At 63.5% G+C, this 11,434-nt stretch carries 12 protein-coding genes; 6 read left to right on the top strand and 6 right to left on the bottom strand.

What is annotated here, in order from left to right; all coding sequences use genetic code 11:
- Positions 1-246 precede the first annotated feature (246 nt).
- Entirely contained in the window at positions 247-381 is a 135-nt protein-coding gene (locus tag EN874_RS34775) for a hypothetical protein (RefSeq protein WP_281061398.1), read from the top strand.
- A 701-nt stretch (positions 382-1,082) separates the two neighbouring features.
- Positions 1,083-1,514 (top strand): cupin domain-containing protein, encoded by a 432-nt coding sequence (locus EN874_RS00745; protein WP_127428360.1) that lies wholly within the window; start codon positions 1,083-1,085, stop codon positions 1,512-1,514.
- Positions 1,515-1,581: 67 nt separating this feature from the next.
- Here the strand turns inward: EN874_RS00745 and EN874_RS00740 are convergent, their stop codons facing one another.
- Positions 1,582-2,037 (bottom strand): carboxymuconolactone decarboxylase family protein, encoded by a 456-nt coding sequence (locus tag EN874_RS00740; RefSeq protein WP_127428359.1) that lies wholly within the window; start codon positions 2,035-2,037, stop codon positions 1,582-1,584.
- Between the two features lie 219 nt (positions 2,038-2,256).
- On the opposite strand from EN874_RS00740, the gene EN874_RS00735 reads away from it, so the two are divergent.
- Both EN874_RS00735 and EN874_RS00730 read left to right on the top strand, forming a co-directional pair.
- Positions 2,257-3,018, top strand: coding sequence for a copper homeostasis protein CutC (locus tag EN874_RS00735; RefSeq protein WP_127428358.1), 762 nt, complete (start codon positions 2,257-2,259; stop codon positions 3,016-3,018).
- 14 nt (positions 3,019-3,032) lie between these two features.
- A complete protein-coding gene (locus EN874_RS00730; RefSeq protein ID WP_127428357.1) occupies positions 3,033-3,530 on the top strand; it encodes a GNAT family N-acetyltransferase in 498 nt (165 codons plus the stop codon).
- Between the two features lie 50 nt (positions 3,531-3,580).
- Here EN874_RS00730 and EN874_RS00725 read toward each other — a convergent pair whose 3' ends face one another.
- A complete protein-coding gene (locus EN874_RS00725; protein ID WP_127428356.1) occupies positions 3,581-4,252 on the bottom strand; it encodes a class I SAM-dependent methyltransferase in 672 nt (223 codons plus the stop codon).
- 179 nt (positions 4,253-4,431) lie between these two features.
- On the opposite strand from EN874_RS00725, the gene EN874_RS00720 reads away from it, so the two are divergent.
- Positions 4,432-4,920, top strand: coding sequence for an SRPBCC family protein (locus EN874_RS00720; protein WP_127428355.1), 489 nt, complete (start codon positions 4,432-4,434; stop codon positions 4,918-4,920).
- 69 nt (positions 4,921-4,989) lie between these two features.
- Here the strand turns inward: EN874_RS00720 and EN874_RS00715 are convergent, their stop codons facing one another.
- The 4 genes from EN874_RS00715 to EN874_RS00700 all read right to left on the bottom strand — a co-directional run bounded on the left by EN874_RS00715 (position 4,990) and on the right by EN874_RS00700 (position 9,982).
- Positions 4,990-6,012, bottom strand: a complete 1,023-nt coding sequence (locus tag EN874_RS00715) for an acyltransferase (RefSeq protein WP_127428354.1) — start codon at positions 6,010-6,012, stop codon at positions 4,990-4,992.
- A 203-nt stretch (positions 6,013-6,215) separates the two neighbouring features.
- Positions 6,216-7,013, bottom strand: coding sequence for a xanthine dehydrogenase family protein subunit M (locus EN874_RS00710; protein ID WP_127428353.1), 798 nt, complete (start codon positions 7,011-7,013; stop codon positions 6,216-6,218).
- 12 nt (positions 7,014-7,025) lie between these two features.
- Positions 7,026-9,374, bottom strand: a complete 2,349-nt coding sequence (locus EN874_RS00705; protein WP_127428352.1) for a xanthine dehydrogenase family protein molybdopterin-binding subunit — start codon at positions 9,372-9,374, stop codon at positions 7,026-7,028.
- Between the two features lie 107 nt (positions 9,375-9,481).
- On the bottom strand, positions 9,482-9,982 hold the full coding sequence (locus tag EN874_RS00700; protein WP_127428370.1) for a (2Fe-2S)-binding protein: 501 nt from the start codon (positions 9,980-9,982) through the stop codon (positions 9,482-9,484).
- A 277-nt stretch (positions 9,983-10,259) separates the two neighbouring features.
- Here EN874_RS00700 and EN874_RS00695 point away from each other — a divergent pair, with 277 nt between their 5' ends.
- Complete coding sequence (locus tag EN874_RS00695) at positions 10,260-11,429, top strand: FIST signal transduction protein (RefSeq protein WP_127428351.1); 1,170 nt, start codon at positions 10,260-10,262, stop codon at positions 11,427-11,429.
- The last annotated feature ends 5 nt before the right edge of the window (positions 11,430-11,434 follow it).

Genomic DNA, 11,434 nt, shown 5'->3' with positions numbered 1-11,434 from the left:
CTGCGAAAGTTCGGGGGCATCGATACCGAGCAACTGAACTCGTTTCTTGTCATGCCACAGCGTGTCGCCGTCATGAGCAAACCAATGCTCTACTGCCGACACGGGGCCACAGGTGAGCATGAAGGCGAGCGCGATCAAAAAGTGCTTCACCATCGTCTGTCTAAATTAACATGGCGGCCGGGTAGCGGGCCATCATAATATTAGCGACCGCTTGACGAAGCCGGCGCGTCCGCCAGAGGTCCTTTCATGGCGAAGGGCAGCATCAAAGTCGGCGATACGGTTGCGATCACGGCAACGATCCGCAAGCGCGTGATGGAGGACAGGGTAGCAGTTCTGATCCCTTCCTACCACCAGCCGCATTCGATCGTAGACACATCCTGATACATCGCCTCTGGCCCGGCACAGGGCAACATCGAACCTGTCATAAGCCCATTTCTCGGACGCCATTCGAGACTCGACGCGAAATCCTCTCGCTAAACTGAGAACGTCCCAACACGCTGGTTCCTGGTTCGCATGGGCAGGCTTGGCACGGTTTTTGATGCCAGAACTGTAAGCATGCCGGCGCGCAAAGACACTGTTCCATATCGACACCGGCGTGTGTGAGGTTGGGACAATGATGTCGCGTAAGCTTCTGTTCGGCCTGCCTGCGGTGCTGTTGGCTTCGGCCCTTTTGGCGGCTCTTTTGTCGTCCGAGACCGCACGGGGACTTCTGACTGCCTCTCGATTCCGCTCGGTCCTTTGTTCAAGCGGTCCAGTGCTCGAGTCGGCGTCGCGGACTTTGCCCCCATGTCCTCAATCCTTCGCAAGGTCATAGGGGGCGCTCGATGTGGGCTCTGATCACTCGATTGGCATCGGCTTTTCGCGGATTTGTTGCACCGCGTTACCGGCCGGAGCTCTACTATATGCGCGGTCCTGGGCCAGCCTCCGCGCGCCGCATGAGCGCGCTGAGCGTATCCGTGGGTGCCGGCGACGCCGTTCGCCCGCTGGCCTGAGGACGGCTCGCGGTTCTTGAAGACACCGCCGTCGCACTTGCGCGCGAATGCATGCCGGGCGATGCTCGCGCAATTTTCCGGGAGGGACTCATGCGCAATGTCCTGGCATCGGCGCTGCTGCTGGCGGCAGCGCTTTCTTCGACCGCCGCCCGCGCTCTTGATAGTTCCGGCACACCGGTCGTCGTGACGCCGCTGGCATCGAGGACGACGACGGCTTCCGGCCAGCCGATCACGCTGCCGCCGAAGAATGTCGAGGTCCAGGTTTCGGCCTACGAGATCGCGCCGGGCGCGACGCTGCCGGTGCACAAGCACCCCTTCCCGCGCTACGCCTATGTCGAGGCCGGCACGCTCAAGGTCACCAATGTCGAGACCGGCAACAGCAACACCTACAAGACCGGCGATTTCATCGTCGAGACGATCGGGCAATGGCACCAGGCCACCAACATCGGCACGGATGCGGTGAAGCTCCTGGTGATCGACCAGGTCGAGCAAGGCACCAAGAACACGATCCTGAAGCAGTAATCTGCCGGGCAAGCCTGCTTCGCAAGCAAGGCGCCCGCCCCAAAGGCAGGCGCCTGATCATCTGCTCTCAGCCCCAGGCGCCCACCGGCTGCCGGGTCGGCGCGTTGAGGCGATTGAAAGCGTTGATCAGCGCGATCTGGATCACCAGCGCGGCGAGCTGCTTGTCGTCATAGTGGCGAGCGGCCTCGTCCCAGACGTCGTCGGGCACTGCGTCGGAGCGGTCGGCCAATCGCGTCGCGGCTTCCGCCAGCGCAAGCGCGGCCCGTTCGGCACCGGTGAAGTAAGGCGTTTCCCGCCAGGCGGATACGGCGAAGATGCGCTCGTCCTTCTCGCCCGCCTTCTTCAGCTCGCGCGCATGCATGTCGACGCAGGCGCTGCAGGCATTGATCTGGCTGGCGCGCAGGTGGATGAGCTTGCGCGTCACATAGGGCACCTCGGCGGCTTCAGTCGACTTGTCCAGCGCCAGCAGCGCCTGCAGGGCGCCTGGAATGAGCATCACCGGGTTCTTCAATCTGGCTTCCATGGTCTGTCTCCTTTGGTTTCTCGCCGCCGCCGCCGTGCAACAGGCACTCGATCGATAACTATCTGGTTATGAATTATCCATAACTTTCCAGTTATGCGTTGTCAAGCGACGCCGAGAAAAGTCGGAAGGCTTGTCGCCTCGCCTTGCTGGACCGATCGATGCGGCTTTTACGGCAATCACCCCGATGCTAGGGCTGCGCTTGCTCTGCAATATGGATGGATGCCGGTGACCGACGCCCCAAAACCCCTGATCGAGATCTGCGTCGAAGGCATCGATGGGCTGCTTGCCGCGCAAGCCGCAGGCGCCGACCGGGTCGAGCTTTGCGCCAGCCTAGTCGAAGGCGGCATCACGCCCAGCCTCGGCACGGTGCGCGCGGCACTTGAACGCGCGACCATTCCCTTCCATGTCATCGTGCGTCCGCGCGGCGGCGATTTTCTTTACAGCGATGCGGAATATCAATCGATACTCGCCGATGTCGGCGCGCTGCGCGATCTCGGCGTGACGGGCGTCGTCGTGGGCTGCCTGACCGCCGACGGGGCCATCGACGAGGTGCGCATGGGCGAACTGGTTCGCGCCGCCGGCCCCCTCAACGTCACCTGCCACCGCGCCTTCGACATGACGCGCGATCCGGCCGAGGCGCTCGAAGCGCTGATCCGCTGCAAGGTCGGCCGCGTGCTGACCAGCGGCCAGCGCGACACGGCGCTGGAAGGCGCCGACATGCTTGCGCAGATCGTTCGTCAGGCGGGCGAACGCATCGTCATTCTCGGTTGCGGCGGGCTGGCGCCCGGCAACATAGGCGAAGTCCGCAGACGAACCGGACTGCGCGAGATGCATTTTGCAGCGCTTGCCGACGTGCCGAGCGCCATGCGCTACCGCAACCCGCATGTCGGCATGGGCGGCGCCGATCTCGATCGCGAATATCGCAATACCGTTACCGACGAGGCACTGGTGGCGACAACGATCGCGGCCGCGAGGGCGTGATGCCGGAAGAGAGGATGTCGAAGGATCGGCTGCCGATCGAACGCGTCTCGCCCGCCGACGAGGCCGCGATCCTCGTCCTCAACAACCAGCATGCCGCCGAACTGTCCTGGCTGGAGGGGGAGCGGTTGTCGTTTCTGATCGGCCAGGCTTTCTACGCGCGCCGCATCGGCGCGCTCGAAGCCTTCATCATGTGCTTCGACCAGGACGCCCGCTACGACAGCCCGAATTTCCTGTGGTTCCGCGAGCGCTATCCGCGGTTCGTCTATGTCGACCGGGTGGTGGTCGCGGCCGAGGCGCGCGGCCGTGGCCATGCTCGACGCCTCTACGAGGATCTGTTCGAACATGTCCGGCGCGCCGGCCACACGGTCGTCACCTGCGAGGTCAACGCCGATCCGCCGAACCCTGCCTCGGATGCCTTCCACGCCGCGCTCGGCTTCGCCGAAGTCGGCGACGCCGTGATCCACGGCGGCAAGAAGTCGGTGCGTTATTACGCCAAGCCGGTCACCAGCTAGAGCCGTTCCAGCGAAGTACGCAGCGGCGATTCGGTGAAGAGCTGAACCCTCTAGAGACTTTCACGCGCGAACTCGATGCGCCACCGTCCAAAGCCGGGATCGTCCGCGAAGGGGAAATGCTCTTGTCTCACAACGGTGATCCCGGGCCTTGCGAAGATGCCGATCTCGGCTTCGGTCAGCGGCCAGGGAGGACCTGCATTCAGGTCGCCGGTGGGAGACATCGAGGTCGCGACAACGATAAGCCGGCCGCCGGGGGCGAGGAGGCTCACAACCGCGGCGATTGCCTGGGCACGCAACGGGCGCGGCAGAGACTGCACGGTGAGGCACTCGACGACGAGTTCGAAGCGGCCGATCCACCGGGCCGGAAGGGCGAGGAGATCGGCCTCGGCATAGTCGACCCTCGAATTGGGAAAGTGCCGCCGCACGGCAGAGACAGCGGTGGCGGCAACCTCGAAGGCAGTGGTGTCATAGCCGATCGAGGCGATGAATTCCGAGTCGTGACCGGTGCCAAAACCGATGACGACGGCGCGCTTGCCATGGCCATCGCTGCCGGCCGCCCATTCGGCAAGCAATGCATTGGGGGCTGTCCGCTCCCATGGCACCTGCGCCTCGCCGGCTTCCGCCGCGCGATAGAGCGCTTCAAACCAGCCGGTCGGATCGTCATTGGCGAGCGAACGGGCGGCCAATTGACGGGAGACTTCGTCGGGATCAGGCTTGCTCATGCGGCTTCTTGAGGTGCATTGGGGCAAATGGATCAACTAGGGCATTTTGCGGCCAAATCGAATCGAAACAAACCATTCAGAGCGAGTTGCCGATTTCGAAGAAACCCTCCAGGGCCGCGAGAGGCACTGGCACGACAAAACAGTCGCCGCTAATGTAAGCGCCACAGGGGGCGGCCGTCATGCCAAGCAACGTCTTCCGCTTCGACGAGAGCTGGGACATCCCGGAAGGGACGCCGCAGGAAGTGTGGGACGTTCTGTCCGACGCCGAGTTGCTGCCGCTCTGGTGGGGCGACGCCTATAAGGAAGTCGAGCCGCTCGACAGGAAAGGCAAGGGCGTCGTCGGCTCGCGGGCGCGAGCCAGGGCGCGAGGCGCCCTGCCCTACGAGCTGAACTTCATCATCGAGGCCGCCGAGCTGGAGCCGGGCCGTCTGGTGGTGGTGAAGACGTTCGGCGATTTCGATGGCCTGTGGCGGGCCGAACTGTCGCCGTCCGGAACCGGAACGCATGTGAAGCTCACCTGGCAGGTCATCGTGGAGAGGCCGATCCTCAAGCTCCTGGCGCCCCTGCTCAGGCCGGCCTTTGCCTGGAACCATCGCTGGACCACGCCGCGCGGCGAAGCCGGGCTTCGTCGCTATCTCGCCGCGCGGAAGAGCGACAAGGCGGCCTGACCAATGTATGTCGACCAAAAGTGCGCAGCGGTTTTGGGAGAACGACATGCATCAACAAAACCAGGAACCTCACCAGTTCCGGTTGAGCCAGCCACGGGCCGGTTTTTCGACGATGTAATAGCTCGCCAGCGCGCAGGCGAAGACCGCGGCCAGCATCGGGATCGGTGTGACGCCCCGGTCGTAGACGAATTTGTAGAAGGGCTGCTGCCAGAGATAGAGCGAATAGGACCACAGCCCCAACATCACCATCGGCCGCGATGACAGCAATCCGGTCAAATAGCCCCCTGCGAAGTCGAGCGCGTTGACGGCGAGCGCCAGCAAGGGCACACCCAGCAGATAGTGAACAGGCGTCGGCACCGGGTCGAGGAACAGCAAGACCGCGCCCGCGGCCGCACCCAGCGCCACATGCCGGTTTCGGAAGAATGCCGGCAGCCGCCCGTCGGCCTTCAGCAGGCAGATCGCAGCCGAAAGCAGGATCGAGGCGATATGCACGTCGGTGCGCCAATAGCTGGTCTCGTAGTCCATGCCGAGAACCCAGTAAGAGATGGCGCCGTTGGCCATGGCCAGCACCGAGAGTGCCACCAGCAGCCGCACGACATTGCCGCGCCCTGACACCACAACGCTGATCAGCGCCAGAATGACATAAGAGTGCTCCTCGATGGCGAGCGACCAGATATGGTCGAGCGCGCCCGCGCGATTGATGAGAATGCCTGCGTAGTTGTAGGTGAATGTCAGCGCGGTCAGCGCCGCCTTCCATTTGAAGGCGATAAAGGTGCCGGAAAGCCCGATCATGGCGGCAATCACGAACACCAGCAGTGCCGGATAGATGCGCGAGAAGCGGCGCTTGAAGAATTTCTTCAGCGGAAAGCGCTCGATGAACAGGATCTCGCCCATCAGCCGGCCGCTGAGCACGAAGAAGAACTCGACGCCAAGCACGCCGAGATTGATGCCGGGAACCGGAAAGAAGTGGCCGATCAGCACGAGCGCGATAGACAGGCCGCGCCAGCCGTCGAGATAAGCCAGCCTTGTCCGTGCCGCTTTGTCGGCTGTGGTCCGCGGCAGGACACCGGCCGTCGCGGAGATGTCGGTCATGCCCGTCCTTCGCAACTCGAGGCCCGAAGACGCCGATAGCCGCGCCTGGACCCTTTTGTATTCCCGCCGCGTTTATTTTGCAGTGCGGGATAATCTTGTGCAAGTGCGAAGCCGCAAATTCTCAGGCATTTCCTGCCAAGTCGCTGCGAATACAAAAGAAAAGGGGCCGCGACGGCCCCTTCCTTTCAGCCAGGCTGAGAGCGTCAGGCGTTGGCCGCGGCCACCGCGCGCTTCGCCATCACGGTGATCAGATTGGCGCGATAGTCCGCGGAGGCATGCATATCGCTCATCAGGCCCTTTGCCGACACTTTCAGGCCGTCGAGCGCCAAGGCGTTGAAATTCTTCGCCAGCGCGGCCTCGATTTCCTTGGAGCGGAAGACGCCGTCGTCGCCGGCGCCGGTCACCGCTGCCCTCACCCCATCCTTGCCCTTGGTCACGAACACACCGACGATCGCGTAGCGCGAGGCCGGGTTGCGGAACTTTTGGTAGGCCGCCTTGGCGGGCGCGGTGAAGGTCACCGCCGTGATGATCTCGCCGTCCTTCAGCGCCGTTTCGAACAGCCCTTTGAAGAACTTGTCGGCGGCGATCTGGCGCTTGTTGGTGACGATGGTCGCCCCCAGCGCCAGCAGCGCTGCCGGATAGTCGGCCCCCGGATCGTTGTTGGCGATCGAGCCGCCGATCGTGCCCTTGTAGCGTACCGCCGGATCGCCGATCAGCGATGCCATATGCGCAAGCGCCGGGCAGGCCTTCTTCAGCTTCTCGTCGGCGGAGACGTCGTAATGCGTCGTCGCAGCACCGATGGTGACCGCCTTGCCGGACACCTTGACGCCCTGCAGCTCCTTCAGCCGCGACACGTCGACCAGATCCGAAGGTGCGGCGAGCCGCGTCTTCATGGCGGGGATTAGCGTCATGCCGCCGGAGAGGAGCTTGGCATCGCCGCTCTTCAACAGCTTGGCGGCGTCGGCGACCGAGGCGGCGCGATGGTAGTTGACCGAATACATCTTTGCTCCTCCTCAGTGTTTCTTCGCCTGGATCGCCGACCACACGATCGATGGTGATGCCGGCATGGCGATATCGACGACGCCGAGCGCATCGGTGATGGCGTTGATCACCGCCGGCGGCGAGCCGATGGCGCCGGCCTCGCCGCAGCCTTTGACGCCGAGCGGATTGCCGGGACACGGCGTGTTCGAGGTCGAGACCTTGAACGACGGCAGATCGCCGGCACGCGGCATGGTGTAGTCCATGTAGCTTGCCGTCAAAAGCTGACCGTTCGCGTCATAGTGGGCGCCTTCGAGCAGCGCTTGGCCGACACCCTGAGCGATGCCGCCATGCACCTGCCCCTCGACGATCATCGGATTGATGATGTTTCCGAAGTCGTCGGCCGCCACGAACTGGATGATTTCCGTCAGGCCGGTGTCCGGATCGATCTCGACCTCGCAGATGTAGCAGCCGGCCGGGAAGGTGAAGTTGGACGGATCGTAGAAGGCCGTTTCCTTCAGGCCCGGTTCCATGCCGGCCGGCAGGTTGTGGGCGGTGTAGGAGGCAAGCGCCACCTGGAACCAGGGCAGGCTCTTGTCGGTGCCGGCGACCTTGACCTCGCCATTCTCGATGATGATGTCGCCTTCATCCGCCTCGAGCAGATGCGCCGCGATCTTCTTGGCCTTGGCCTCGACCTTGTCGAGTGCCTTGGCGACGGCCGACATGCCGACGGCGCCCGAACGCGAGCCGTAAGTGCCCATGCCCATCTGCACCTTGTCGGTGTCGCCATGGACGATGGAAACAGAGTCGATCGGCACGCCGAAGCGCTGATTGACCAGCTGCGCGAAGGTCGTCTCGTGGCCCTGGCCATGGCTGTGCGAACCCGTCAGCACCTCGATCGTGCCGACGGCATTGACGCGCACCTCCGCCGATTCCCAAAGACCGACGCCGGCGCCGAGCGAACCGACCGCCGCCGACGGCGCGAGGCCGCAAGCCTCGATATAGCAGCTCATGCCGATGCCGCGCAGCTTGCCCTGCTTGGCGGCATCCGCCCGCCGCTTGGTGAAGCCGGCATAGTCGGCGGCCTTCATCGCCGCGTCGAGCGAGGCACTATAGTCGCCCGCATCATAGTTCATGATCACCGGCGTCTGGTGCGGGAAGGACGTGATGAAGTTCTTGCGTCTCAATTCCGCCGGCGATACGCCAAGCTCGCGCGCGGCCGTCTCCATCGTGCGCTCGAGGACATAGGTGGCCTCCGGCCGCCCGGCCCCACGATAGGCGTCGACGGGAGCGGTGTTGGTGTAGACGGTGCGCACATTGGCGTGGATCGCCGGGATGTCGTACTGGCCCGACAGAAGCGTCGCGTAAAGATAGGTCGGCACGCAGGACGAGAACAGCGACATGTAGGCGCCGAGATTGGCAATGGTGTCGACCTTGAGGCCGGTGATCCGGTTGTCCTTGTCGAAGGCCATCTCCACCGTCGAGACATGGTCGCGGCCATGCGCGTCGGCAAGGAAGCTCTCGGTGCGGTCGGCGACCCATTTGACCGGAACACCGGTTTTCTTCGAGGCCCACAGGCAGACGATCTCTTCCGGATAGATGTAGATCTTGGAGCCGAAGCCGCCGCCGACATCAGGCGCGATCACACGCAGCTTGTTTTCCGGCGCGACATTGTAGAAGGCGCTCATCACCAGCCGCGCAAGATGCGGATTCTGCGATGTAGTCCAGCAGGTGTAATGGTCCTCGGCCTTGTCGTAATGGCCAAGCGCTGCCCGCGGCTCCATGGCGTTCGGCACCAGCCGGTTGTTGACGATCGTCATGCGCGTGACATGGGCCGCCGACTTGATCGCGGCGTCGGTTGCCTTGCCGTCGCCGAGCTCCCAGTCGAAGATCAGGTTGTTCTCGGCTTCGGCGTGAACCTGCGGCGCGCCCTTTTCGAGCGCCTTGGTCGCCTCGACCACCGCCTTCAGTTCCTTGTAGGTGATCTCCACCGCTTCCGCCGCGTCACGCGCCTGGCCCTTGGTGTCGGCCACGACGATCACGACGGCATCGCCGACGTAGCGCACCTTGTCGACGGCGAGCGGCGACCACGCGCCCATCTTCATCGGCGTGCCGTCCTTGGAGTGGATCATCCAGCCACAGATGAGGTTGCCGATGCCGTCGGCCTTGAGCTCCTTGCCGGTCAGCACGCCGACGACGCCAGGCATCGCCTGAGCCTTCTTCACATCGATCTTCTTGATCTGCGCATGTGCGTGCGGGCTGCGCACGAACACGGCATGCTTCATGCCGGGAACCACCATGTCGTCGACATAGCGGCCGCCGCCGGTGATGAACCTCTTGTCTTCCTTGCGCGCCACGCGAGCGCCGACACCTTCGATACCCATCAGAAATTCCTCCGGAATGTAGGGGAGTAGGTCAGTAGAGTTAGTAAGGGAGTAGGGATTCAGGCGCCAGGCGGCCTACTCCCTTACTCCCCTATTCCCTTACTCCCCTAAGCCGCCTGCTTCGCCTTGCCCTTGGATCCCTTCGCCATCGCTTGCGACGCGGCGAGGATCGCCTTGACGATGTTGTGGTAGCCGGTGCAGCGGCAGATGTTGCCGTCGAGCTCGGCGCGCACGGTGGCCTCGTCGAGACCTTGGGGGTGGCGGGCGATCAGGTCCGTCGCCGCCATGATCATGCCCGGCGTGCAGAAGCCGCATTGCAGCCCGTGATGCTCCTTGAAGGCCGCCTGCACCGGATGCAGGTCGGCCCCGTTCGCCAGTCCCTCGATGGTGACGATTGTCGACCCCGAGGCCTGGACGGCCAGCATCGTGCAGGATTTCACGGCCCTGCCGTCGACATGCACGACGCAGGCGCCGCATTGCGAGGTATCGCAGCCGACGTGCGTGCCGGTGAGGCCGAGATGTTCCCTCAGGAAATGCACCAGCAGCGTTCGGTCCTCGGCGCTCCCGCTGACCCGTCTGCCATTCACAGTCAACGACACGTCCGACATGCAACCTCCCCTGGGCGTAACCTTGGCCATCACGTTGCCGATGCCGCGCTGATGCATCGGCTGTGCGTTATCCTCATACCGCACAATGGGTAAGAAACAGCGCGGCCGGCGTTCCGCCAATTGTACTTTCGGCCATGGCCAAAGCGCTGTGCGGTACCCATGCCCGGCCCATTGCCAAAACATGTATTGAAGGCAAAGATGCCCTCGACGCACGCGTGCCGAACACGCATAGGGACACGCACGAAAACAGCGTTGGAGGAACGCGGGAGAAGGCAAGCTGACCAGTTCGAGCACGCGCTACGCATGCGGCCTCTCGGCGCTCACCACGGATGAGCCCGATCCAAACGCCTTTGCCCGAGCAATCGCGGCCGAAGCCGCCGCAGTCGACGCCGGCTTCGCGCTGCTCTTCTTCTCCCAAAGCCTTGTCGACGCATCGGCACTGACGCATTCCCTGAAGCTGCAGGCGCCTTCGCTGGCCTATGCCGGCTGCTCGACCGCCGGCGAGATCACCCCGCAAGGGCTTGAGGAAGGCCATGTGCTTGCCCTGCTTTTGCCGTCGGCATCATTTTCGACCGTCAGCACGATGGTCGAAAACCTCTCTTCCTCCGGCATGGACAGGATCACCGGCGAGGTCGCGGCGTTGCGGCGGCTGCTGCGCGGCCGCGCCGACCATAAGCGGGCGAAAAGCGTGTTCGCGCTCTGCTTCATCGACGGGCTTTCCTATGCCGAGGAAGCGGTGACTTCGGCCATCCATTGGGGACTGGACGATATCCCGCTGATCGGCGGCTCCGCCGGCGACGACCTGAAATTCGAAACGACCCGGCTGATCTGCAACGGCAAGGTTGCGTCCGACAGCGCCATCGTCGTGCTGATCGCGACCGAAATCCCGTTCCACGTCTTCAAGACCGACAACTTCATTCCTACCGACGAGAAGCTGGTGGTGACGGAGTCCGATCCCGACCATCGCATCGTGCGCGAATTCAACGCCACCAACGCCGCCGAGGAATACGCCGCTTCCGTCGGCATCATTCCGCAAACGCTGACACCCTTGAGCTTCGCCTCGCACCCCGTGGTGGTGAAGGTGGGCGGCGAATATTACTGCCGCTCGATCCAGCGCATGCATGCCGACGGCTCGCTGTCCTTTTTCTGCGCCATCGACGACGGTGTGGTTCTGTCCATCGCCCAGCCCAAGAACATGGTGGAAGCAACGCGCGCGGCGTTGCAGGATGTCGAGAACAAGCTCGGCGGCATCGACATGATCCTCGGCTTCGACTGCGTGCTGCGCCGGCTCGACGCGCGCAACCGCCAGGTCTTCCGCGACATTTCCGAGCTTTATCGCACCAACAACGTCATCGGCTTCGGCACCTATGGCGAGCAGTATCGCTCGATGCATCTCAACCAGACTTTTACCGGCATCGCCTTCGGCGAGTGCCAGGCGGCTGAGTGACGGCT

The sequence above is a fragment of the Mesorhizobium sp. M1D.F.Ca.ET.231.01.1.1 genome (genome assembly GCF_003999155.2).
In the GTDB taxonomy this organism is placed as follows: Bacteria; Pseudomonadota; Alphaproteobacteria; order Rhizobiales; family Rhizobiaceae; genus Mesorhizobium.
The sequence above is the reverse complement of the archived record's forward strand: the minus strand, read 5'-3'. Positions and strand labels throughout refer to the sequence as shown.